Genomic DNA, 22,869 nt, shown 5'->3' on the forward strand with positions numbered 1-22,869 from the left:
ACGTCAGGCGTGTACCGGCGGTTTCCGGTCCGCCCAAGGCTGCGCGGCTTCCAGCCGGTAAGCGAGGTCGAACAGCACGTCGTCGCGGCCCGGCGCGGCGGCGAACTGGATGCCGATAGGAAGTCCCTCTGGCGACCAGCCGAGCGGCACGCTCATGGCGGGTGCGCCCGCCGCATTGTGGATCGGCGTGTATCCGGCGAATTCCACGAGGCGCTCGTACAATGTATCGAACGGAACCGTGGGCGCGAGATGTCCGAGTTTCGGCGCGGTCGTGCGCAGAACGGGCGTCGCGATGATGTCGAAGTCGTCGAACCAGCTGTTGTAGGCCGCCGAGGCGGCGAGCAGGCCATCCACCGCCTCTTGCCGCTTTGCCGGAGACATGCGCCGGGCGTGCTCGGCGAGTGCGCGTGTGAAGGGCTCGAGGAGGTCGGGCTTCGGCGTCACCATTTCCTGCATCATCGCGCCTTCCGCCCAGTAGGTGAGGAAGTCGTGCATCACGCCGCGTTTCACCGGCCAGCGGGTCTGAAGAGGTTTCAGCCCGATCGATCCGAGCAGTTGTAGCGTTGCATCGAATGCTGCCCGCACCTCGTCGGAGGGCGCAATGCCTTCCATGCTCTCTTCAACGAAGCCGATGCGCAACGCTCGCTCGCTGGCCCCGGATACAAAGCCGATCGGCGTGTTTGCGGCGGTGTCTTCCGTCAGCGCGAACACCATAGCGCTCTCCTTCACCGAGCGCGTCACCACATGCTGCGTGCCGAGCTCGACCGGTCGCGGTGGAGGCGGCGCGACGCGGATCAGGCGGCCCCGTGAGGGCTTGAGGCCGAAGAGGCCGCAGCACGCTGCCGGAATACGGATCGAGCCGCCGCCATCGCCCGCGTGCGAGATCGGGACGACGCCCGCGGCAACCGCTGCCGCCGCGCCGCCGGATGAGCCGCCCGTCGACCGGCTGGTGTCCCACGGATTCCGTGTAGGGCCGGTGCCGAGCGCCTCCGATGTCGGCAGGAAGCCGAATTCGGAGGTCGTGCATTTCCCGATGATCGCGAAGCCCGCGTTCTGCAGTGCGTCGACATAGGGCGACTGGCCGGTGGCGGGTTTTCCCTCGTAGGCGCGCGAGCCATAGCGGGTGGGCAGCCCCTTCACGTCGAGCAGATCCTTGATGAGGATCGGCACGCCCGAAAACGGCCGCCCTGGCAGCGAGGGAACATCGCCCGGCGCGGCAAGGAAGTTGAGCTCTGCCTGCATCCGGTCGCGCACGGCAATGGCGTCGGCGGCCTCAAGCGGCGCTGCCTTCGCCGCGAACGGCACGGCGCTGAACGCGGCCAGGATTTCGCGGCGGCGGAAGCGCATCACTTCGCCTCCTTCGTCGTATCTGTTGTGCGCAGATAATATCCGTATTTCGGAATGCTCACCTTCACGCCCGGCGCCGGGAAGGCGAGTTCGATATTGTCGAAGCGCGCCGGTACGCCGTCTGTGCGCATCAGGTTAGCGTTCGTCTGCAACTGGTAGTGGAGATGCGGATAGCCCGTCGTCTGCGATCCACCGAGCAGCGCGATCACCTCGCCCTGCCGGATTTTCTGACCGGTTTTCACTCGCAGCGATCCCTGCCGCAGGTGGCAGAAGAAACTGACCTCGCCGTTGCCGTGATCGATCATGATCCAGTTTCCCGGCATGGCGTGAACAGGGTCGGACATGCCCTGCATCAGAAGGTCAGCGGGCGTATCGTCGGGAACGCCGTCGCGCATCGCCACGATCGTGCCCGCGCCGGGTGCGATGATCTCCTTTTCGAACGTGTAGACGTCCGCGTTTTTCGGCACGGATACGGGATTGTTCAGCAGTTCGAAGCGCGGACCCAGTGCCACGATGTCATAAGCGCCCCACTGCCCGAAATCGTCCTTGTGCGAAGGGTCATCGTGGTCGTGTGCCGAGATCGCCATGAAATTCCCCTTGATGGGGAAAATGAGCGGCGTCTTCTGATCGTAGACGGTCACCGGGAAGGTGCGCGATACGGTCGCCGTCTGTCCTCTGGGATCGCGCACGGTCATCTCGTAGCGGATAGCATCGATATCCACCGGAATCGGTGTCGTGAAATGATGGCGGAACACTGACACCGGCGCTTTCCCAGAGTAGCGCGAAAGGACGGTTCGGCGGACGGTTTTCAATTCTTCGGAAGAGAAGAAGATCGTACGGAATGGCGTGCCTTTTGTTTCGAGATACGCGGTGGCGGAGACCGGCTCCACCCAACGCCCGTCCGCTTCATCGAGCAGGAGGTCGAGCGTGAACGTCTCGGTCGCGGGGTAGGAGATTGCCCACGCGGGGTTGATCTCCCAACTGCTGTCACTGACGATGAAGTCGTGTTCCTTGAACAGCCTTGAGGGGGCCACATCGAGGCTGATGGCGAGCGGCGCGGCGGAGGCGCCCGCGACAGGCGGAAGTTTCGTGGCGAGCGGCCGGTAGGACGAAACGGTGATCGATACGCTCTGCTTGCTGTTGTCCGGTGCGGCGTCGCGGATGCGGAACGGCAACTGCACTCCGCCTACCTTGCGATAGTCTTCGAAGCGCGAGGTGCTGACCGCTGCGCCTTCATCCCAATGTGCCGGATAGTCGCGCCGGAACGGCAGGTAGGTCTTCGCATCCACGAACAGGCTGGAGCCGTCCTTGATCGCGATGCGGTAAGCCTTGCGGCCATCCACCTCTTCGGCATCGAGCTTCGCATTGGCAAGCGGCTGAAGCGTGCCGGTGAAGGGCAGGAAGATCGACGCAGCGCGCGTGCGGGCGAGTGCATCGGGCGCGAGTTCGCGGGTGCGGGCAGGGGCTTGCGGCGCCATGCCGTCCCAGCCGTTGCGCTCCGTGCCGCCGTGCGCGTCCACCTCGCGCGCGATCTGGTAGACGGCGGTCGAGATCGAAACGCTGAACCGGGCGTCACCCTCGCGGCTCACCGAGAAGCGGGCAGGCATCCTGAACGCCTCGCCCGTGCCTTCCAGCGTCCATCCCGCCTGCAGTTCGGCGGAAGGTGTGCCGAGCGCCTTTCGCATTCGCTCCAGTACATTGTCGGGGGTGATGCCGGCATTGGCAGTTCCGGCGAGCAAGCTCCAAACGGCGAGGCTGGCCAGGCCGCTTTTGATGCCGCCGCTGATCGGAAAGATTGACCGCACACCCTCACTCCCATTGCCTTTTTCCAGATTATATAAAATATAATATTTGTCTATAAGGTAAGGGAGCAAAGTGCACCACAGCCGGAAATCGCGTTCGCACAGCGGCCGGACTGCGATATGTCCTGCCTGGGAGGCGGCTGTGGGTGCGCCTTGCGTTGGGGGAATCGGGTGCAGATGATTTTCGTTCGGCCGGCTTACCGGCAGCTTGGTGTGCTCACCGTTCTTGCGATCCTGCTCGACGGTCTCGATGGCCAGGCGCTGAGTTTTGCCCTGCCCGCCATTGCCGCCGAATGGGGTGCGGAGAAAAGTGCGTTCGGCCTCGTCTTCATGGCCGGGCTCGTCGGCATGGCGGCAGGAACCATCGTGCTCGGCTATGTCGGCGATCGTTTCGGCAGGCACATCGCGCTCGGCATCAGTGTCGTACTTTTTGGGCTGTTCACAGGGCTTTGCGCCATGGCGGGCAGCGTGAACGAAATCCTGCTCCTGCGGTTCATCGCCGGTCTCGGCATGGGCGGCGCGCTTCCGAACGCTGCGGCGCTGATGTCGGAAACCATAGCGCCGCGATGGCGGGCCGTCGCGGTGACAGCCACGATCCTCTGCATTCCGCTCGGCGGGATGCTGGGTGGTATCCTCGCGTCGTGGGTGCTGCCCACATTCGGCTGGCGGCCGCTGTTCATCGGTTGTGGCGTGGCCTCGATCCTGCTCGGCGCGCTTCTGTTCCTGCAAAAATATGAAGCCACTGCCGCACCTGAAACGCCCGATATCAGCCCCTTGCCCTCGCCGGGCTTCGGCAAAACCCTCGCTCTGGTGCTCGGCAAGGATGCGCGGCGCGACACGTTGGCGATGTGGGTGTCCTATTTCTGGTCGCTGATGGCCGTTTACCTCTCGCTTAACTGGCTGCCGAGCCTGCTTGTCGGCGCGGGGTTCGATCTCGGCGATGCCAGCATCGGTGCTGCGCTTTTCAACTGCGGCGGTATCGTCGGGGCGCTGCTTGGCGCAGTGCTCATTCGCAGATTCGGTTCACGGACCGTGCTTGTCGCGATGGCACTTGGCGGCGCCGTCACCAGCGTGCTGCTCGCGAGCTTTCCACCGCATCCCGGATCGTTCCTGCTCAGCGTTTCGCTGATCGCTCTGCTTGGTGTTTCCAGCGCGGGCATCCAGTCGATTCTCTTCGCGGTCGCCGCGCAGCTCTACACGGTTGAGACACGATCGACGGCGATCGGCGTGGCGCTCGGCTTCGGGCGGACGGGCGCGATGATCAGCGCGCTGGCGGGTGGCGTGCTCATCGGTTGGCAGGCCGGCGGCTTTTTTGTCACCATAGCGCTTCTGATGGCGCTGCTTGCCGTGTCGCTGATGATCCTGCGGCGGCATATCGAAAGGCACCGCGACCCGGCCTGACCCAGCGTCCGCCATCACGGCGCCGAGGCTGGCCTTGATCCTTTGAAAGAAGCGGGACTATGACGGGTTCATATCCAAAGCTTCAGGGGATTTTCCATATGCGTCGTGTTGCTGCCGTCACCCTCGCCCTGCTTTCCACCTCGCTGCTCGCCGCGCAGCCCGCGCCGACGGGCGAGGCCGTGACCCTCGTTTACGCTGGAACGCTGCTTGCCGAGCCCGGCAAGGCGCCGCGCGGGCCGAGCACGATCGTCATTCGGAACGGCAAGATCGCCGAAGTGCGCGACGGCTATGCTGAGCCGGAGGCGGGCGCGAAGGTCGTCGACCTCAAGGACCGCTTCGTGCTGCCGGGCCTCATCGACCTCCACGTCCACTTCTATGGCATCGGCGGCGATCCGCTGCGCGCGCGGCTCACCGGCATGACCAACGATACGACCGACGACATGATGTATGCCGTCTCGAACGCGCGCGTCACGCTCGATGCCGGGTTCACGACGGTGCGCGATCTCGGCGGCGATCCGCGCGGTATCCGCGCGCTGCGCGACGGCATCGAGCGCGGTGATGTCGAGGGGCCGACGATCGTGAACGCAGGCGCGCCGATTTCGGTGTCGGGCGGCCACGGCGATCCCTCGAACGGCCTTGCCGAGCCTTTCTACAACGCCGTCCACGAGCATCAGATCAACACGTGCGACGGCGCGGACGATTGCCGCCGCGCGGTGCGCCAGCAGGTCGCGCTCGGCGCGCAGGTCATCAAGTTCATGTCGACGGGCGGCGTGCTTTCCAACGTCTCGGGCGGTCTCGGCCGCTCGATGACCGACGAGGAGATCAAGGCGGTGATCGACACGGCGCACGGTCTTGGCCGCAAGGTCGCGACGCACAGCCACCATGCCGCGGGCACGAAGGCGGCGATTCCGGCGGGCGTCGACACGGTCGATCATGGCTCGTTCCTTGATGACGAGGCGATCAAGCTCCTGAAGACGCATGGCACGTGGCTCGTGCCGACCATGCTTGCGGCCAATACGGCCGTCACGCAGGCGCGCGCCGGCGCGCTGCCGCCCGCGGTGATCCCGAAGGCCGAGGAAGCGGCCGCCAACGCATTCAACAGCCATAAGAAGGCGTTCGCAGCGGGCGTGAAGATCGCGTTCGGCACCGACAGCGGCGTTTCGAAGCATGGCGACAACGCGAAGGAGTTTGCGCTGATGGTGAAGGCGGGCCTGTCGCCTGCTGCCGCTCTCCAGACCGCGACGGTGAACGCCGCCGAGGCGCTTGGCCGCTCGGCGAACATCGGCACGATCACGCCCGGCAAGGATGCCGACATCATTGCGGTCGCGGGCAGCCCGCTCGAAGACGTGACGCGCATGGAAAGCGTCGATTTCGTGATGCGCCGCGGCGTCGTCCACAAGGCAGGCGGCAAGCGCCAGGGCTTCCCGGCGGATTGATTTCCATGCCACAGGACTGCGGCCGCATCGCGTTGATCGGCGCGGCCGCAGTCCTGTGGTTCGCCGCAGGCTATTTCGGCGGGCCTGCGTCGAGCGCCGATGCAGTGCTGCTTGCAGCGCTTCATGCGGAGCACGCCCCGGGTCTTGCGACGGCGGCGCACGTCGTGACCGAGCTCGGCGGATGGATTGCGCTCACCATCGCGGCCGGAAGCGCAGTGCTGTGGCTATGGCTTCGGCAGCGGCGGCGAGATGCGCTTTTCCTGCTTCTTGTCTTTGTGGGCGCCCGCCTTGCCGTGGAGGCGCAGAAGCACCTCTTCGCGCGTGAGCGGCCGGACGTTGTCCACCTCGTGGATGTCGGCTCTGCTGCGTTCCCGAGCGGCCATGCCGCGAACAGCATGGTGACGTTTCTGGCTCTCGCGGTCCTGCTTTCGGGCTCGCGGTCGGCGGTGGGTCTCGCGGTCGCGCTCGCCGGATGTGTCGGGCTCAGCCGTGTGATGCTCGGCGTGCACTGGCCGTCCGATGTGCTCGGCGGCTGGGCGTTCGGGCTGGTGTGGGTGCTCGCAGGGCTGTTCATCCGCGACCGCCTGTGGCTTGGTGCGGCGATCCCCTTGGCCTCGCCGCCGCGAAAGCGATAGGTTGGCCGCCGATGATCCGGGAGGAGATGGTTCGTTGACGGTTGCCAGTATTGCGCTTCCCCGCATTCTCAAGATCGGCGGCGGCGCCTCGCAGCAGCTTGCCGAAGTGCTGGGTTCCCTTGGTGTCTCGCGGCCGCTTGTCGTCACCGATTCCTTCCTCGCCGGGCAGGGCATGGTCGAGCGGCTGCTGGACGGACTGCGCGCGGCGGGCGTCAGCGCGCGGGTCTTCACGGAGACCGTGCCGGACCCGACGGTAGCATCGATCGAAGCGGGTCTCGCGTTTCTGAAGGAAGGCGACCACGACTGCGTTGTCGGCTTCGGCGGCGGCAGCCCGCTCGATAGCGCCAAGGCGATCGCCATGCTTGCCGTCCACGGCGGCGTGATGGCGGATTACAAGGTGCCGCACGTGCAGGATGCGCCGGGCCTGCCGGTGATCGCCATCCCCACAACGGCGGGCACGGGCTCGGAGGCGACGCGCTTTACGATCGTCACCGATGGCGAAACCGACGAAAAGATGCTCTGCGCGGGCCTTGCCTACCTGCCGGTCGCGGCGCTCGTCGATTATGAGCTGACGCTGGGCAAGCCGCGGCGGCTCACCGCCGACACGGGCATCGATTCGCTCACGCACGCGATCGAGGCCTACGTCTCGCGCAAGGCCAATCCGTTCAGCGACGGCATGGCACTCTCCGCGATGCGGCTCATTGCACCCAACATCCGCCGTGTCTGCGCCGATCCCGACGACCGCCCGGCGCGTGAGGCGATGATGCTCGGCGCGATGCAGGGCGGCATCGCCTTCTCGAACAGTTCGGTCGCGCTCGTGCACGGCATGAGCCGGCCAATCGGCGCGCATTTCCATGTCCCGCACGGGCTTTCGAACGCCATGCTGCTCCCTGCCGTCACGGCGTGGTCGGCGCCTGCCGCCATGATACGCTATGCGGACTGCGCGCGGGCGATGGGCGTCGCTGAGGAGGGGGAAGGCGATCAGTCGGCGGTCGCGCGTCTGCTGGAAGAACTCTCTGTGCTGAACCGTGATCTCGATGTGCCGTCGCCGGCCGCGTGGGGCATCGATGAGGCGCGCTGGAACAATCTCGTGCCGTTGATGTGCACGCAGGCGCTCGCCTCGGGCTCACCCGCGAACAACCCACGCGTTCCCGGCGAAGCGGAGATGGCTGCACTCTACGCCCGGGTCTGGGAAGGCGCCTGAACGCGACAGCGTGGCGTCAGCTATGGCGGGCACAAGGGGGCATAAGGGGGAAGATTATGTTGCTTGTTACGGCTCTCATCGCATCGCTGGCCGCCTCTGCGGCTCCGGAAACTTCCGCTGCCGGAAAGGGCGCCGCGAACAATTTTTCACGCTCGGCGGACGGGCGCGAAGGCGCGCTCGACAGCTTCACCAACACAGGCACCGACGACCCCGCCGCGCTGCTGAAGCATCTCCAGCAGGAGATTTACGTCAACCAGCAGCTCGCGATCCTTACACAGTTCCGCCTCGATTATTCAGACCGCATCCGGCTGTCGACCGAGTACGTGAACAGCGATGGCGAACTGATCCCGACGCACGTGTTCACGCCCGTCAAGGCTTCGAATGCGCGCCGCCCCGCCGTCGTGATGGTGCACGGCGGCTTCCACGAGCGGCTGGAACCGTCATGGTTCCCGATTATCGAAGCGGCGGTGGAAGCGGGCTATGCGGTGCTGTTCCCCGAATACCGCGGCAGCCGCGGCTACGGTGATGCCATCTACCAGAACGATTACGGCAACACCGATGTTGCGGACGTGCTCGCGGCGGCGCGTTATGCTGCGACGCGCCCGGATATCGACGGTGGCCGCATCGGCATCCTCGGCCAGAGCCGCGGCGGCATGGTCACGCTGCTCGCCATCGAGCGTGCACCGAAGCAGTTCAAGGCGGCGGTCGATATCGTCGGGCTCACCGATTTCGTGGCCTATATGTCTTACAAGCCCGATTACCGCCGCAAGGAAATCGCCGAGACCAACCCGAGCTTCAAGGGCAAGCTCCCGCACGAGAACCTGCCGGCCTACATCAACGTGTCGCCGATCAACTTCGTCGATAAGATCGAGGCGCCGGTGCTGGTGCTCGCCACGAGCGGCGACAAGATCGTGCCGCATACGATCCATACCGGCCGGCTTGTCGATGCGCTGAAGGCGAACGGTAAAGTCCACGAGGCCAAGATTTACGACGAGGCTCCTGGCGGCCACGTGTTCATGAAGGGCGCGACGCCCGAGCGTGATGACGCGCTGAAGCGCATCGTCGCCTGGTTCAACCGCTGGATGGGACCGGCGCGCTAAGCCTCGGCCTCGGCCTTCATTCCGAAGCGATCGAGGAACCCGGCGAGGCGCCAAATGGTGTCCTCGCGCGAGGGTTTCTCTGCCGGCCTGCCGAGCATGAACCGGATCGGCAGATTGCAGAGCAGCATGGCGAGATACAGCTCTGCTGCCTGCTGCGGACGGTCGATTTGCGCAAGACCGCGCGCGGTCCAGTTTTCGAAAAGACTCGCGATACGCGCGATGTACTTCATCTGCATGTCGTTATCGAACGCCTCACCGAAGTCGGGATCGGTGAGGCTTTCCGTGATGACGAGGCGCATGAAGGCGATCTTGCGCGGCGTTGTTGTAAAAGCGAGATAACTGACGGCGAACTCTTCGAGGATGCGCCTTGGCGACAATCCGCTGGCCAGCAGCGTATCCAGATCCTTGAGGCTTTCGTCGCTGCTGCGGTCGACCACGGCGCGCAGCAGGCCCTGCTTGTTGCCGAACATCTGGTAGATGGTGGCGAGCGAGCCGCCGGAGCGCTGGACGATCGTGCTGAGGCTGACGGACGGATAGCCGTATTCGAGGAACAGCGCCTCCGCGGCGTCGAGAATGGCCTGACGCCGGACGGTGCGGCGCTCGTCCTGTGTCATGCGTGGTACGTCTAGCTGCTCTGCCTCTGCGTTCATGCTATTCTGGCGTTCCCCATATTGATCTTGTCTTTGGTTGTTGACCTGTAATGTACGTTACACTACACGCTTTGACAAGGGCGGCGCCGACAGTGTCCCGATTCATCCCCCGCGACGGAGTTTTCATGCGTAACAACCGATGGCTGGCGGCAGCGGCACTCGCCGTCTGCGTGGGGCTTTCCGCCTGCGCGGAGGATGCACCGCCCGCGCCGCCGCCGCCCGAAGTCGAGATCGTCACGGTCCGGTCGCAGCCGGTCGCGAACGTCATCGAGCTGCCGGGGCGCGTGCAGGCGATCCGCACAGCGGAGGTGCGCGCGCGTGTGGACGGCATCATCGAACGCCGCCTGTTCGACGAGGGCACGGACGTAAAGGCGGGGCAGGCGCTGTTCGCCATCGACCCGCGCGAGATGACCGCGGCGCTCAATGCCGCGCAGGCGGCGCTCGCCCGGGCGAAGACGACCTCGGCGAACGCGGCGCAGGACCTGCAGCGTTATGAAGGGCTGATCGCGGGTCAGGCGATCAGCAAGCAGGAATATGATGCGGCCGTGGCGCGGCTGGGTACGGCGCAGGCCGATGTCGATCAGGCACGCGCGCAGGCCGAATCGGCACGGCTCAGCCTCGGCTACGCGACCGTTCGGGCGCCGATCGCAGGCCGCGCGGGCCGGGCGCAGGTCACCGAGGGCGCGCTTGTCAGCGCATCGCAAGGTACGCTGCTCACGACGATCGAGCAGATTGATTCGATCTACGTGAACTTTTCGCAGTCGAGCTCCGATCTGCTGGCGATCCGCCGCGACATCGCGGGCGGCAAGCTGCACATTCCGGAGCTCGGTCGCTGGGATGTGAATTTGATCCTCGAGGATGGCACGACCTACGAACAGGTCGGCCACATCGACTTCCTCGACCTCTCGATCGACGAAGCGACGGGCACGGCCGCGCTGCGCGCCGAGTTTCCGAACCCCAGGCGGATACTGCTGCCCGGCCAGTTCGTACGCGCACAGATCGGTGCAGGAACGCGGGCGAACGGCATCCTCGTGCCGCAGCGCGCGGTCACCGTCACCGAAGATGGCGGCAGCGTTTACGTGATCGGCACTAAGGACGTCGCCGAGGTACGCCCTGTGAAGCTCGGGCGAATCCAGGGTGGCAGCTGGGTGATCGACGAGGGGCTTCACAGCGGCGACCGTGTCGTGGTGAGCGGCCTTCAGGGCGTCCGCCCCGGTCAGCCGGTCCGCATCGTGGATGCTGCGCCGAAAAAGGCTGCAGAGAAGGCTGCCGGCGCCAAATGACCCCGCGTTTCTTCATCGATCGCCCCGTCTTCTCGTGGGTGCTCGCGCTCTGCATCACGCTTGCGGGCGTGCTGGCGCTGCGCGGGCTGCCGGTCGAGCAGTATCCGTCGGTCGCGCCGCCCTCGCTCACGATCCAGCTCACCTATCCCGGCGCCGATGCCGCGGTGCTCGAGCAGAACGTCACGCAGGTCATCGAGCAGCAGCTGAACGGCGTCGAGGGTTTCCTCTACATGTCGTCGACCAGTCTCTCGAACGGCACGGCGGAAATCCACGTCACCTTCAGCACCGGCACCGATATCAACGAAGCGCAGATGGAGGTGCAGAACCGTCTGCGCCGCGTCGAGCAAAGGCTTCCCGAAGAGGTGCGCCGACAGGGCATTTCCGTTGCAGAGGCGAACACCGGCTTCCTCCTCATCGTCGGGCTGCAATCGAAGAGCGGCCAAACGACTGCGCTCGATCTCGGCAACTTCGCCAACAGCCGTGTCGTCGACGAGCTGCGACGCGTATCCGGCGTCGGTGAGGTGCAGGTGTTCACGCCCCCCTACGCTATGCGCATCTGGCTCGATCCGCAGAAGCTCGCGAACTACCGCCTTTCGGCGGCGGAAGCGCTCGGCGCCGTGCGCGAGCAGAACAGCCAGTCGCCAGGTGGTGCGCTCGGCGACCGGCCGCTGGCGAACGGCAGCGAGCTCAACGCCACGATCATCACGCAGAGCCGCTTCACCAATCCGGAGCAGTTCGCGGCAATCATCCTGCGCGCCAACCCGGACGGATCGGCAGTGCGCCTCAAGGACGTGGCGCGCGTCGAACTCGGCGCGCAGAACTACACGTTCGATTCGGAGCTGAACGGCAATCCGGTGGCCGGCATTGCCGTGCAGATGACGCCCGGCGCGAATGCGCTCGCCACGGCGGAGGGCGTCAATGCGCGGATGAAAGAGCTGCAGCACAGCTTCCCGGCCGACATCGCCTGGTCGATCCCCTACGATACGACCCCGTTCATCACCGTCTCGATCGACGAGGTTGTGAAGGCGCTTGCCGAGGCGATGCTGCTCGTCTTCCTTGTCATGTTCCTGTTCCTGCAGAACTGGCGGGCGACGCTCATTCCCACGATCGTTGTCCCGATCGCGCTCGCCGGTGCCTGTCTTGGCCTCTGGCTGTTCGGCTTTTCGATCAACGTGCTGTCGCTGTTCGGCATGGTGCTAGCCATCGGCATCCTCGTCGACGACGCCATCGTCGTCATCGAGAACGTCGAGCGCATCATGGCGGAGGAGCATCTCTCGCCCTACGAAGCGACGGTGAAGGCGATGAGCCAGATCACCTCGGCGATTATCGGCATCACGCTCGTGCTGATGGCGGTGTTCATTCCGATGGCGTTCTTCCCCGGTTCCACCGGGCAGATCTACCGCCAGTTCTCGGTGACACTGATCATCTCCATCGGCTTCTCCGCGCTGCTCGCGCTGACGCTGACGCCGGCGCTTTGCGCCACCTTCCTGAAGCCGCACAGCGAGATGAAAGAGCGGCGGGGCCGCTTCGCGCAGATCACAGGCGGTTTCTTCGACCGGTTCAATGCATGGTTTGCCCGCTCGACGGACCGCTACCAGCGCACCGTCGGCAAGGTGCTGTCGCGGCCGCTGCGCTGGCTCGGTGTCTTCGTGCTGCTGTTCGGTCTTACCGCGATCCTGTTCACACGCCTTCCCGGCGGCTTCCTGCCCACCGAGGATCAGGGCAGCATCATCACCGCGATTCAGGCACCCGCGGGCGCGACGCGCGAGCGCACCGAAGAGGCGATCGTTCAGGTCAAGGCATTCTACGCCACGCAGCCGCAGGTGCAGAACGTCTTCGTCGTGCGCGGCTTCAGCTTCTTCGGGCAGGGGCAGGGCAACGCCATCGTCTTCGTGAACCTGAAACCGTGGAACGAGCGCAAGGGCGTCGACAACAAGGCGGACGCCATTGTCGGCCGTGCAATGGGCGCGTTCATGCAGATCAAGCAGGCGATGGTGTTCGCGCTCAATCCGCCCTCGATCCAGGAACTCGGCACAGCGGGCGGTTTCACGTTCAAGCTGCAGGATCGCGGCGGCCACGGGCACAAGGCACTTATCGCCGCGCAGGGGCAGCTGCTCGGCCTCGCCTCGCAAAGCCCGGTGCTGTTGGGCGTACGGCCGGAAGGTCAGCCGGAATCGCCGCAGCTTCGCGTGCTGATCGATCGCATCAAGGCGCGCGCGCTCGGGCTTTCGATCGGGGACGTGAATGACACGCTCGCGATCTCGTTCGGCAGCGCCTACGCGAACGATTTCACGCGCGACGGCCGCGTGCTGCAGGTGCTGCTGCAGGCCGACGCGCCCTTCCGCATGACCCCGCAGGACGTGCTCGATCTCAAGGTGCGCAGCGCCTCGGGCGACATGGTGCCGTTCGGCGCATTCACGCAGGTGGAATGGACAGCCGGGCCGCAGCAGCTCCAGCGCTACAACGGCTACCCGTCGATGACGATTTCGGGTTCCGCCGCGCCCGGCCGTTCGACCGGCGAGGCGATGGCGGAGATGGAGCGTTTCGCGGAACAGCTTCCCGAAGGTTTCGCCTACGAATGGACGGGCATCTCCTACGAGGAGAAACAGTCCGCGGGCCAGATCGGTCTGCTGCTCGGCCTGTCGCTCGTCGTCGTCTACCTGCTGCTCGCCGCGCTTTACGAAAGCTGGGCGGTACCGGTGTCGGTGCTGCTCATCGTGCCGCTCGGCGTGCTCGGCTCGGTGCTGCTGACGGCGATGCGCGGGCTATCGGCGGATATTTATTTCAACGTCGGCCTCGTTACCATCATCGGCCTCGCCGCCAAGAACGCCATCCTCATCGTCGAATTCGCGATCGAGGAAGAGGCCAAAGGCAAGTCGCCGCTCGAAGCGACGATGGAGGCGGTGAAGCTCCGCCTGCGTCCGATCATCATGACCTCGCTGGCGTTCATCGGCGGCATGTTCCCGCTGTTCATCGCGAGCGGCGCAGGTGCGGCGAGCCGCCGCGCGGTCGGCACCGGCGTGATGGGCGGCATGATCACCGCGACGCTGATCGGCATCTTCCTCATTCCACTGTTCTATTATGCGGTGCGCCGCTGGATCAGCCGCAGGCGGCCGCCCGCACCCGGCGAGCCGCGTCACGTGGAGACGACCGATGCGTAAGCTTCTGTTCCTCTCCGCACTGCTGGTCTCCGCGTGCCAGATGGCGCCGAAGCACGAGCGTCCTGCATTGCCGACCGCGCCCGCCTATCCGCTGTCCCCGGACCCTGCGGATGGAACGCGCGCGGAAACCATCGGCTGGCGCGATTTCTTCGCCGACCCGGCGCTGCGTACGTTGATCGGCACAGCGCTGGAGCGCAACCGCGACCTCGCCGTCTCGATTGCGCGTATCGAAGAAGCGCGCGGGCTCTACCGCATCCAGCGCGCCGACAGACTGCCGACACTCGCTGCGAGCGGTGATGCGGCGCGGAGCCGGGGGCCGGTCACAACATCAACCGGCGTCGTCGTGGCGGAGCAGGACCGCTTCTCCGTCGGTGTCGGCGTTTCGGCGTTCGAACTCGATTTCTGGGGCCGCGTCCGCAACCTTTCAGAAGCGGCGCGGGCGCAATATCTTTCCACGGTGCAGGCCGAACGCGCGTTCCGGCTCAGCCTCGTCCGCGACGTTGCGACAACGTGGTTCGCGCTGCGTGAGACCGAGGAGCGCATCACGCTCGCCGAAGCGACGGTGAAAAGCCGTGAAGACGGCGTGCGCATCGCCCAGCGCCGCCTTGACGCAGGCGTCACCTCCGCGCTCGATTTCCGGCAGGCCGAATCGCTGCTCACACAGGCCGAAACCGAGCTTGCCGGGCTCCGCCTTTCGCGCAGCCGGAATGCGAACTTCCTCGCCGTGCTGGTCGGCGGGGCGCTTCCCGAAACCGCGCCGCCGCTCGCACTCGCCGAGCAGGACGGCTTCCCGAGGCTCGCCGCCGGTCTGCCGTCGGACCTGCTGACGCTGCGGCCGGATATCCTCGCCGCGGAAGAAACACTCCGCGCCGCTCGCGCCAATATCGGCGCGGCCCGCGCGGCGTTCTTCCCGACCATCTCGCTCACCGGCACGCTCGGCTTCGCGTCGGGCGAACTCGATTCGCTTTTCGATAACGGCAGCTTCAACTGGAGCGTCGGCCCGGCGCTCAATCTGCCGATCTTCGATTTCGGCCGCCGCAAGGGCAACCTCACCGTCGCCGAGGCGCGCGAGGACATCGCCGTCGCCCAGTACGAGCAGACCGTCCAGATCGCCTTTCGCGAGGTGGCCGATGCACTCGCGGGCCGCCGCTTCCTTGCCGAGCAGATGCTCGCGCAGCTCCGCGCGACCGAAGCCCAGCGGCACATCGCGCAGCTCGCCCGCACGCGGTATCGCGAAGGCGTCGTCGGCTATCTCGAAGTGCTGGATGCCGAACGCAACCTGTTCGATGCCGAGCAGGCGCTGATCACCGCGAACCGCGCCGTGCTCGACAATCGCGTCGCGCTCTACGTCGCGCTCGGCGGCGGGCTCGTCGAAGGCGGCGGTTCTTAGACTTTCAGGGCTTGCACGCGGTGCGTGTCCTCTCCCAAAGAGAGGGCATGACGGTCACCATTGATATCGGAAACGATCGGTCCGGGCAGCCCGTGCCGATCGACCTCCAGGAATTGCTTGCAACCCGCCTGCTCGTGCAGGGCAACTCGGGCTCGGGCAAGTCGCACCTGCTGCGCCGTCTGCTCGAAGAAAGCGCGGGAAGCGTGCAGCAGGTGGTGATCGATCCTGAGGGTGATTTCGTTACGCTTTCAGAACCGTTCGGCCATTCGGTGATCGAGGCGGCGGATTACGGCGAGAGAGAGGTCGGCCATTTCGCGGCGCGCGTGCGCGAACACCGTGCGTCGGTCGTGCTCAACCTCGAAGACCTGGACGTAGAGGCGCAAATGCGCTGTGCCGCCACGTTCCTTTCGGGCCTGTTCGATGCCCCGCGCGAACAGTGGTATCCCGTGCTCGTCGTCGTCGACGAAGCGCAGCTCTTCGCGCCCGCCGGCGCAGGCGACGTTTCAGACGATGTCCGCCGCACCTCGCTTGCCGCGATGACGAACCTGATGTGCCGTGGCCGCAAGCGCGGGCTTGCCGGCGTCATCGCCACGCAGCGCCTCGCTAAGCTCGCCAAGAACGTGGCCGCCGAGGCATCGAACTTCCTGATGGGCCGCACCTTTCTCGATATCGATATGGCCCGCGCCGCCGATCTGCTCGGCATGGAGCGGCGGCAGGCCGAAGCGATCCGCGATCTCGATCGGGGATCGTTCCTTGCGCTCGGGCCTGCGATTTCGCGGCGGCCGGTGCCGGTGAAGATCGGCGCTGTGCGCACGCAGGCGCGCGGCAGCGGTCCGTCTTTGGCGCCGCTTCCCACCGATGCGGCGGAGGTGAGGGGTCTTATCTTCGCGCCCGTACCAGAGGATGCGCCGCTCCCTGCGCCGCCGCCGCGCACGCCGGTTCCCGCCGAAACGCTGCTGCGCCGCGTCGCGCAGGAGCTTCGCCCCGCCGCGCCCGTGCCCGAAGGCCCGCCGCCCGATCCCGAAGCTGTGAGCGCCATCATCGCGGACGTGCTCGATGCCATGCTCGCGGAGGAGGGCAGCGAGCACCGCACCCCGAGCGTGCTTTTTCAGGATTTTCAGGTCCGCTGCCGCATGGCGGGGCTAGCATCACCGCCGCTCGATCTCGACGGTTTCAGCCGCCGGCTTTCGTGTGCCCGCGCCGGGATCGCGAACCCCGAACATGAAGACTGGCGCGACGCGATGGCGCTCGCCGATACGCTTCCCGCCGAGATGGTCGGCGCGTTCCTGCTCATCGCCCATGCGGCGCGCGAACGCCTGCCGTGCCCCGAAGACACGGCGATCGCCGCCGTCTACGGCACAAGCTCCCTCGGCCGCGTCCGCCGCCTGCTCGGCTATATGGAAAGCACCGGCCTCATCGTCAGCCGCAACGACCTCTCCGGCAACCGCACGATCAGCATCCCGCAGATCGGCTGCACGACGGCCCCTTCGGCGACATCCGGTCCGCGCGCCGCGCGGCGGCGGCTCGCGAGCGGCTGAAAACGCTCAGGCTGTAGGCCAGTTCTCCAGCGTCTCGACGAACTTCGAAAGCCACGTGTTCGTCTGGTGTCCGTCCACCACGCGGTGGTCGATCGTGAGCGACACGTAGGCCATCGGCCGGATCTGGATCGTATCCACGCCGCCCACTTCGCGCACGACGACGCGCTTCTCGGTTTTACCGATGCCGAGGATCGCCGATTGCGGCTGGCTGATGATGATGGGCGTGGCGAGCAGCGAGCCTGAAACGCCGTGGTTCGAAATCGTGAACGTGCCGCCTGAAACGTCACCGCCGGAGAGTTTGCCATCTCGCGCGCGGGAAACGAGATCAGTGAGGCGCTGCGCAATGCCGAGCAGCGACAGCGCCTGCGCGCCGTGCACCACCGGCACGATCAAACCCTTGTCGCCAAGCGCCGTGCCGACGCCGATGTTGATGTCGTCGTAGATGTCCAGCCGGTCGTCGAACCAGCGGCTGTTGATCGCGGGCGCGGCGCGCATCGCCTCCACGCACGCGGCGATGAAATAGGCGGTGAACGTGAGGCTCGCGCCCGAGGCGGCGAAGCCATCCTTGTGCGCCTTGCGGTGCGCCATGATCGCGGAGAAGTCGCACTCGAACACGGCGGTCACATGCGGTGCGGTGGTGACGGAGCCAAGCATATTGCGCGCGATCGCGAGCCGCATCCGGTCGTGCGGCACGCTGGTCACGCCGCCGCTCTTGGCGGGGGGCTGCGGCGAAGACGCTTTCGGCGCTGCGGGCGCCGGTGCTTCGGCGCGCTCCGCCACGTGGCGTTCCACGTCATTCCGCGTGATGCGCCCGCCGCGTCCGGTGCCGGTGACGTTGGCGGGATCGACGTCATGCTCCTGAACCGCGCGGCGGACCGAAGGCGACAGCCAGTTGGCGGGGGCCGGGCGTTCGTTTGTCGGCGCGGCTTTCGGCGTTTCGACGGGCGCGGCGGTCTCGGGCGCCGGCGGCGCAGCGGAATCCGCCGGGCGCAGACGCCCAAGCAGCGCGCCCGGTATCGCCTCGGCATCGGTATCGAGCAGGATTTCGCCGAGAATGCCGTCGGCGGGCGCGGGCACCTCCTGCGTCACCTTGTCGGTCTCCAGCTCCACGAGCGGGTCGTTCTCCTTCACCGCCTCGCCGACCTTGACGAGCCAGCTCCGCACGATGGCCTTGGTCCCCTCCTGTTCGTAGGGAACGAGAATATCGATCATGGACCTGTCCTTCAAAAACCGATGAGGTCGTCGATCTTCGCGCGAATGCGCTCGACCGAGGGCACCGCCCAGTTCAGCAGCACCGGATTGTGCGGGCTCGGGATATCCGGCATCGTCAGCCGCGCGACCGGCGCGTCGAGATACGTGAAGGCCTCGTCCGCCACCACCGCGGCGATCTCCGCGCCGAAGCCCGCCGTCTGCAGGTCTTCGTGCACGATCAGGCAGCGCCCCGTGCGGCGAACGGACTCCAAAACCGCCGCCTTGTCCCACGGCATCAATGTGCGCAGGTCGATCACATCGGCGGAGCGGCCCTCAGCCGCCTCTTCGCAGCGCTGCACCATCGCGCCCCATGTCACGATCGTGATGTCGCTGCCTTCGCGCGTATGTTTCGCCTTGCCGAACTCCAGCACGAAATCGTCGCCAGGATATGGCCGGCGCGCCCACGCATGGTCCAGCATCGCGCGGTGCTCGAAGAAGATCACCGGGTCGTTGCCGCGCAGCGCGCCGCGCAGCAGGCCCACGGCATCCTCCGCATTCGAAGGCACCGCGACCTTCCAGCCGGGGTTGTGGATGAACGCGACTTCATTCGTCTGACTATGCCACGGGTCGCCGCACTTGAAGAAGCCGCCGGGAATGCGCAGCACCATAGGTGCGGCGAAGCGGTTGTTTGTGCGCCAGCGCATCGTGCCGCAGTCGTTGATCTGCTCGGTGGCGGGCTCGGCATATTTGCGGAACTGGATTTCCGGCACGGGCATCAGCCCGGCGAGCGCCATGCCCACGGCGCGGCCGATAATGCCTTCTTCCGAAAGGCTGGTGTCGAACACGCGCGCCTCGCCGAAGCGCTCCTGCAGCCCCAGCGTCACGGCATGAACACCGCCCTTGGGGCCGATATCCTCGCCGAACAGCACGACGCGTTCGTTGATCTCCAGCTCGTGTTCCAGCGTGCGGCGGATCGCCGTCACCATGTTGATACGCTGGCCTTCGGACTTCGGCTGATCGGTGGAAGCGGGCGCTGTGTAGCCGTGCGTCCACTGGCCGCCAACGGTCTGGAGATCGCCTTCGAAGAACACGTTGCGCATCACCGTTTCCGGGTCCGCCACGGGCCGCGCCTCGGCGCGCTCGCGCGCAGCTTCGGCGTCGGCATTCGCCTCGTCCTCGATCGCCGCCCATTCGCTTTCGGAAAGCAGCGCGGGGACAAGATACGATTTCAGCTTCGGCAGCGGGTCGCGCGCCCATTCGGATGCGACGAAGTCCTCATCCTTGTAGGTCTGCGTGTCCTGAAAGCTGTGCCCCTGCAGGCGCGGCACGGTGAGGCGGAGGAGCGCAGGCCCGCGCTCGTCGCGCACGTAGCTCACCGCCTCTTCGATCAGCCGCGCCGCCTCTGCGGGTTCGGTGCCGTCGCCGTTGATGATGCGCAGGTCCTGCCACGAAGCAAGGTTCGCGGCGATGTTGCCGCCCGGCGTCTGGAAGGTGGAGGGGACCGAAATGCCGTAGCCGTTGTCCTCGATGTAAAACAGCATCGGCAGTTTCTGCGTCGTGGCGACGGTCAGCGCCGCCCAGAAGCCGTTCGAAGCGACCGACCCGTCGCCGCCGAGCACGACCGCGAGCGCGTCCGTATAGGCCGGATCCTTGATCACCTCGCGGTAGTAATCGATCGCCTGCGCCCATCCGGCGGTCGGCGTGTACTGCGCGCCGACGCCGCCGCACATGGGGAGCGCCGAGGCGCCGTTTGCGTTCGGATAGTTGAACACAACGCCGATGTCGCGCCCGTCCGAATAGCCGCCCGCGCGGCCCATCGAGGAGCCGAGCGCATCCGCCACATCGACGCCGAGCGCCAGCAGCAGCGGCCGCGAGCGGTAATAGCCGCAGGTCGCGTCGCGCGGGTTGTCGAGGCGGCTGCCGAGCAGGATCTGTGCCATGTCGTGTCCGCGCGCGGAGAATTGGTAGAGCACCTTCTTCTCGGGCACGAGCCGCTGCTCTTCCATCGCGTCGAGCGCGCGCGAGAGGCTGAGCAGATAGGCGACGCGGCGCCAGTCGACATTCTCGTCGGGGGCGTTGCGGAGAGGGGCTTTGAGCGCGGTTGCCTGTGCCATGATCGTCTCCCTCTTCAGCGCACGGCCGCGACGGCGGCGGCGAACGCGGGGATCGCGTCCGGCGTCAGTCCGGCGACGTTGATGCGGCCTGATCCCGCCATGTAAACAGCGTGAACTTCGCGCAGCGTGCGGATTTGCTCGGGGCTCAGCGGCAGCATCGAGAACATGCCCGTCTGCTGCGTCAGGGTGGCGAGGGCCGGGTCGAGAGCAGCCGCGCCTTCGCGGACGCTGAGGATGCGCAGCCGCATCGCGTCCAGTTCCGCGCGCCAGCTGGCGGTGAGTTCAGGGCTGTCGAGGATGGTGCGGACGATCGCCGCGCCGTGATCGGGCGGCATCGACCAGTTCGCGCGCGCCAGCGCAAGAAGGTTGGACTGGATCACCGCCGCAGTGTCGGAAACGACGAACAGCGCCCCGACCCGCTCGCGGTAGAGGCCGAAATTCTTGTCGCAGCTATAGGCGACGAGCACTTGCGGATTATGCGCCACGACCGCGCGCAGGCCCAATGCATCGGCGTCGAGCCCGTTTCCAAGCCCCTGATAGGCGAGGTCGACAAAGGGCAGCAGGCCGCGCTCGGCGATCAGGGGGGCGAGTATGTTCCACTGCTCCACCGTGTAGTCGGCGCCAGTCGGGTTATGGCAGCAGCCGTGCAGGAGGATCACGTCGCCGGGCGTCGCGGCTTTGATGGCGGCGAGCGTCTCTTCGAAGCGCAAAGTCTGCGTCGCCACGTCGAAGTGCTTGAACGGCACAATCTGCAGCCCGGCCGCTTCCATCAGCGGCACATGGTTCGGCCAGGTCGGCGTGCCGACGAGAACGCGCGTCCCCGCGCGGCCACGCGCCAGAAGCTCCGCGCCGAGGCGAAGTGCGCCGGTCCCGCCCGGCGTCTGCACGCCGCAAAGCCGCGTACGGTCGATCTCGCCGAACGCGATCGGGGTCAGAAGCTCGGCGAAGCGCGCGTCGCCTTCCGGGCCGAGGTACGATTTCGTCTGCTGGTCCTTCAGCAGGAAGGCTTCTGCCGCCTTCACCGCCGCCATCACAGGCGTCTTGCCGCCCGCGTCGCGATAGACGCCGACGCCCATGTCGATCTTGCCCGGTCGGGGGTCGTCGCGGAACAGGCCGATCAGCGCAAGCAGCGGGTCGGCGGGCTGGGCGGTAAGCCCGTCCAGAACCGATCCACTTTCGATTTGTGCTGCCAGCGCGCTCATTCAGCCATCTCCCAATACGACGTTTGAACAGGATAGTCGGGAAACGACGAAAATTTCTTTCAATCTTCAGATATTTTGCTCTATTTGTGAGACAGTTTATCGGATTTACGGGTATTTTTGAAATGAGCGCATCACATGGATGAGGTCGACCGTCAGATCGTCCGAATCATGCAGGAAGACGGCGGCATCAGCAGCGCCGCGCTCGGCGAGCGTGTAGGCGCGTCGGCGGCTTCGTGCTGGCGCCGCATCCGCAATCTCGAAAGCGATGGTGTGCTCGGGCCGGTGGTGCGGCTCGTGAACCGCGACGCGATCGGAAAAGGCCTAGATGTCGTCTGTCAGGTCCGCATCAAGTCGCATGAGCGCGGCGCCCGCGAGGAATTCGAGGCGTGGGTGATGGCGCGCGAGGAGATCATGGAGTGCCTCTCCATGTCCGGCGAGTGGGACTATCAGCTCCGCGTCGTCGTGGCGGACGTCGGCGCCTACGAAGCGTTCCTGATGCGCAAGCTCCTGAACCACGCGGCGGTGGCGTCCACCGCCTCGCATTTCGCGCTCAAGCGCATCAAGTATACGACCGCCGTGCCGGTGTAACAGCCCGGCTACTTCGCCGCGTCTGCAACAGCTCCGCCCGCCGACTCCAGATCCTTGCCGATGCCGCCGATCGTATTGCACGCCGTCAGCAGCAGCACCGCAGCGACCATGATGTAACGCATCTTGCCTCCAAAACCCTGTCCGGCCGGGATCCCGTGATCCCGATTTTCTGCCCGTTGTTTTCTAGGCAATTGTCGCGCCCGACGTGAACAGGGAATTTACGGATGGTGAAGGCCTGCGGCACGGCGCCTCATGTCCGTGTCCCGATTCGTCGGTGACAAGCCACAGCGATGTTCCTATGGGACCGGACATGATCGGGGGACTGCGGAAAGGCTGGATGCGGGAAGGCGCGGTTGCGGCCGCGCTGTTCCTCGTGCTGTTCGCCCGCATCCTCGTCCCGTCGGGCTATATGCCCGTTGCGACCGCGAACGGCGTTCTCGTCACGCTTTGCACCGGAAACGGGCCGGTCGAGATGCTTCTCGATCTTGGCGGCGATCATGCACCGGCGAAGCACGACTCTTCCGGTATGGACGCGCCCTGCGCGTTCGCTGGCATGGGCGGTGGCACACTGGCCGCCGCGCCCGTGCTCGCGGTCTTCGTTGCGATCGATGCGGGGCGGACATTCAGCCGTGCCATTGCGGACCTCACGGTCCACCGCCTTGCGGCACCGCCGCCCCCTGCGATCGGTCCGCCCGCGCGCGCCTGACGGCCCGCGGCGCATCGTCCAGTCCTTGCCGCCGCTGATCGCGCGCGCCGCTGTGCGCGCCGATCGGGGCCGTCCTGTCTGAATATCCCGCACAATTCTGCCGGAGCCTGCGCCGTGTGCG

Annotated in this window: 18 protein-coding genes; 11 read left to right on the forward strand and 7 right to left on the reverse strand. The window is 66.1% G+C overall.

The genetic code is table 11. The features are described 5' to 3' along the window. Positions 1–3 precede the first annotated feature (3 nt). Positions 4–1,347 (reverse strand): amidase family protein, encoded by a 1,344-nt coding sequence (locus tag ACFQ00_RS09580; RefSeq protein ID WP_381489539.1) that lies wholly within the window; start codon positions 1,345–1,347, stop codon positions 4–6. Beyond that, positions 1,347–3,152, reverse strand: a complete 1,806-nt coding sequence (locus ACFQ00_RS09585; RefSeq protein ID WP_381489542.1) for a peptidoglycan DD-metalloendopeptidase family protein — start codon at positions 3,150–3,152, stop codon at positions 1,347–1,349. Before ACFQ00_RS09585 ends, ACFQ00_RS09580 begins: the two co-directional genes overlap by 1 nt. A 174-nt stretch (positions 3,153–3,326) precedes the next feature. Here ACFQ00_RS09585 and ACFQ00_RS09590 point away from each other — a divergent pair, with 174 nt between their 5' ends. From ACFQ00_RS09590 to ACFQ00_RS09610, 5 genes are all read left to right on the forward strand, one after another. Continuing rightward, positions 3,327–4,550 (forward strand): MFS transporter, encoded by a 1,224-nt coding sequence (locus tag ACFQ00_RS09590; RefSeq protein ID WP_381489546.1) that lies wholly within the window; start codon positions 3,327–3,329, stop codon positions 4,548–4,550. 98 nt (positions 4,551–4,648) lie between these two features. Next, positions 4,649–5,986 carry a metal-dependent hydrolase family protein gene (locus ACFQ00_RS09595; protein WP_381489550.1) on the forward strand — a complete coding sequence of 446 codons (1,338 nt, stop codon included), beginning with the start codon at positions 4,649–4,651 and terminating at the stop codon, positions 5,984–5,986. Positions 5,987–5,991: 5 nt separating this feature from the next. Continuing rightward, the gene (locus ACFQ00_RS09600) at positions 5,992–6,621 is read left to right on the forward strand and encodes a phosphatase PAP2 family protein (protein WP_381489553.1); all 630 of its coding nucleotides are present in this window, start codon (positions 5,992–5,994) and stop codon (positions 6,619–6,621) included. Positions 6,622–6,655: 34 nt separating this feature from the next. Continuing rightward, the gene (locus ACFQ00_RS09605) at positions 6,656–7,825 is read left to right on the forward strand and encodes an iron-containing alcohol dehydrogenase (RefSeq protein WP_381489556.1); all 1,170 of its coding nucleotides are present in this window, start codon (positions 6,656–6,658) and stop codon (positions 7,823–7,825) included. A 56-nt stretch (positions 7,826–7,881) separates the two neighbouring features. Beyond that, positions 7,882–8,925 (forward strand): alpha/beta hydrolase family protein, encoded by a 1,044-nt coding sequence (locus tag ACFQ00_RS09610; protein ID WP_381489559.1) that lies wholly within the window; start codon positions 7,882–7,884, stop codon positions 8,923–8,925. On the opposite strand, the gene ACFQ00_RS09615 is transcribed toward ACFQ00_RS09610, so the two are convergent. Continuing rightward, a complete protein-coding gene (locus tag ACFQ00_RS09615) occupies positions 8,922–9,575 on the reverse strand; it encodes a TetR/AcrR family transcriptional regulator (RefSeq protein ID WP_381489562.1) in 654 nt (217 codons plus the stop codon). The genes ACFQ00_RS09610 and ACFQ00_RS09615 overlap by 4 nt on opposite strands. A gap of 125 nt (positions 9,576–9,700) precedes the next feature. On the opposite strand from ACFQ00_RS09615, the gene ACFQ00_RS09620 reads away from it, so the two are divergent. Genes ACFQ00_RS09620 through ACFQ00_RS09635 form a run of 4 tightly spaced genes read left to right on the forward strand, consistent with a single transcriptional unit; the run spans position 9,701 to position 16,947 of the window. After that, on the forward strand, positions 9,701–10,858 hold the full coding sequence (locus tag ACFQ00_RS09620; RefSeq protein WP_381489565.1) for an efflux RND transporter periplasmic adaptor subunit: 1,158 nt from the start codon (positions 9,701–9,703) through the stop codon (positions 10,856–10,858). Then, the gene (locus ACFQ00_RS09625) at positions 10,855–14,019 is read left to right on the forward strand and encodes a multidrug efflux RND transporter permease subunit (RefSeq protein WP_381489567.1); all 3,165 of its coding nucleotides are present in this window, start codon (positions 10,855–10,857) and stop codon (positions 14,017–14,019) included. The genes ACFQ00_RS09620 and ACFQ00_RS09625 overlap by 4 nt, the downstream gene beginning before the upstream one ends. Beyond that, positions 14,012–15,409 carry an efflux transporter outer membrane subunit gene (locus ACFQ00_RS09630; RefSeq protein WP_381489569.1) on the forward strand — a complete coding sequence of 466 codons (1,398 nt, stop codon included), beginning with the start codon at positions 14,012–14,014 and terminating at the stop codon, positions 15,407–15,409. The genes ACFQ00_RS09625 and ACFQ00_RS09630 overlap by 8 nt, the downstream gene beginning before the upstream one ends. A 47-nt stretch (positions 15,410–15,456) precedes the next feature. Then, positions 15,457–16,947: an ATP-binding protein gene (locus ACFQ00_RS09635; protein ID WP_381489572.1), complete on the forward strand. Its 1,491-nt coding sequence runs from the start codon at positions 15,457–15,459 to the stop codon at positions 16,945–16,947. Positions 16,948–16,953: 6 nt separating this feature from the next. On the opposite strand, the gene ACFQ00_RS09640 is transcribed toward ACFQ00_RS09635, so the two are convergent. Genes ACFQ00_RS09640 through ACFQ00_RS09650 form a run of 3 tightly spaced genes read right to left on the reverse strand, consistent with a single transcriptional unit; the run spans position 16,954 to position 21,454 of the window. Continuing rightward, positions 16,954–18,159, reverse strand: coding sequence for a dihydrolipoamide acetyltransferase family protein (locus tag ACFQ00_RS09640; protein ID WP_381489575.1), 1,206 nt, complete (start codon positions 18,157–18,159; stop codon positions 16,954–16,956). Between the two features lie 11 nt (positions 18,160–18,170). Next, complete coding sequence (locus ACFQ00_RS09645) at positions 18,171–20,252, reverse strand: alpha-ketoacid dehydrogenase subunit alpha/beta (RefSeq protein WP_381489578.1); 2,082 nt, start codon at positions 20,250–20,252, stop codon at positions 18,171–18,173. 14 nt (positions 20,253–20,266) lie between these two features. Next, a complete protein-coding gene (locus ACFQ00_RS09650) occupies positions 20,267–21,454 on the reverse strand; it encodes an amino acid aminotransferase (RefSeq protein ID WP_381489582.1) in 1,188 nt (395 codons plus the stop codon). A gap of 135 nt (positions 21,455–21,589) precedes the next feature. On the opposite strand from ACFQ00_RS09650, the gene ACFQ00_RS09655 reads away from it, so the two are divergent. Continuing rightward, positions 21,590–22,042 carry an Lrp/AsnC family transcriptional regulator gene (locus ACFQ00_RS09655; RefSeq protein WP_381489586.1) on the forward strand — a complete coding sequence of 151 codons (453 nt, stop codon included), beginning with the start codon at positions 21,590–21,592 and terminating at the stop codon, positions 22,040–22,042. Positions 22,043–22,050: 8 nt separating this feature from the next. On the opposite strand, the gene ACFQ00_RS09660 is transcribed toward ACFQ00_RS09655, so the two are convergent. Beyond that, positions 22,051–22,164 (reverse strand): entericidin A/B family lipoprotein, encoded by a 114-nt coding sequence (locus ACFQ00_RS09660; RefSeq protein WP_374597745.1) that lies wholly within the window; start codon positions 22,162–22,164, stop codon positions 22,051–22,053. A 188-nt stretch (positions 22,165–22,352) separates the two neighbouring features. Here ACFQ00_RS09660 and ACFQ00_RS09665 point away from each other — a divergent pair, with 188 nt between their 5' ends. Beyond that, positions 22,353–22,748, forward strand: a complete 396-nt coding sequence (locus tag ACFQ00_RS09665; protein ID WP_381489589.1) for a hypothetical protein — start codon at positions 22,353–22,355, stop codon at positions 22,746–22,748. The last annotated feature ends 121 nt before the right edge of the window (positions 22,749–22,869 follow it).

This window comes from Sphingosinicella xenopeptidilytica, from assembly GCF_042676985.1.
Taxonomy (GTDB): domain Bacteria; phylum Pseudomonadota; class Alphaproteobacteria; order Sphingomonadales; family Sphingomonadaceae; genus Sphingosinicella; species Sphingosinicella xenopeptidilytica.

Coding starts and splice junctions, on each gene's coding strand:
- ACFQ00_RS09665 (WP_381489589.1), top strand. CDS start 22,353: ATGATCGGGGGACTGCGGAAAGGCTGGATGCGGGAAGGCGCGGTTGCG.
- ACFQ00_RS09600 (WP_381489553.1), top strand. CDS start 5,992: ATGCCACAGGACTGCGGCCGCATCGCGTTGATCGGCGCGGCCGCAGTC.
- ACFQ00_RS09650 (WP_381489582.1), bottom strand. CDS start 21,454: ATGAGCGCGCTGGCAGCACAAATCGAAAGTGGATCGGTTCTGGACGGG.
- ACFQ00_RS09655 (WP_381489586.1), top strand. CDS start 21,590: ATGGATGAGGTCGACCGTCAGATCGTCCGAATCATGCAGGAAGACGGC.
- ACFQ00_RS09590 (WP_381489546.1), top strand. CDS start 3,327: ATGATTTTCGTTCGGCCGGCTTACCGGCAGCTTGGTGTGCTCACCGTT.
- ACFQ00_RS09660 (WP_374597745.1), bottom strand. CDS start 22,164: ATGCGTTACATCATGGTCGCTGCGGTGCTGCTGCTGACGGCGTGCAAT.
- ACFQ00_RS09580 (WP_381489539.1), bottom strand. CDS start 1,347: ATGCGCTTCCGCCGCCGCGAAATCCTGGCCGCGTTCAGCGCCGTGCCG.
- ACFQ00_RS09620 (WP_381489565.1), top strand. CDS start 9,701: ATGCGTAACAACCGATGGCTGGCGGCAGCGGCACTCGCCGTCTGCGTG.
- ACFQ00_RS09630 (WP_381489569.1), top strand. CDS start 14,012: ATGCGTAAGCTTCTGTTCCTCTCCGCACTGCTGGTCTCCGCGTGCCAG.
- ACFQ00_RS09645 (WP_381489578.1), bottom strand. CDS start 20,252: ATGGCACAGGCAACCGCGCTCAAAGCCCCTCTCCGCAACGCCCCCGAC.
- ACFQ00_RS09635 (WP_381489572.1), top strand. CDS start 15,457: ATGACGGTCACCATTGATATCGGAAACGATCGGTCCGGGCAGCCCGTG.
- ACFQ00_RS09625 (WP_381489567.1), top strand. CDS start 10,855: ATGACCCCGCGTTTCTTCATCGATCGCCCCGTCTTCTCGTGGGTGCTC.
- ACFQ00_RS09640 (WP_381489575.1), bottom strand. CDS start 18,159: ATGATCGATATTCTCGTTCCCTACGAACAGGAGGGGACCAAGGCCATC.
- ACFQ00_RS09615 (WP_381489562.1), bottom strand. CDS start 9,575: ATGAACGCAGAGGCAGAGCAGCTAGACGTACCACGCATGACACAGGAC.
- ACFQ00_RS09595 (WP_381489550.1), top strand. CDS start 4,649: ATGCGTCGTGTTGCTGCCGTCACCCTCGCCCTGCTTTCCACCTCGCTG.
- ACFQ00_RS09610 (WP_381489559.1), top strand. CDS start 7,882: ATGTTGCTTGTTACGGCTCTCATCGCATCGCTGGCCGCCTCTGCGGCT.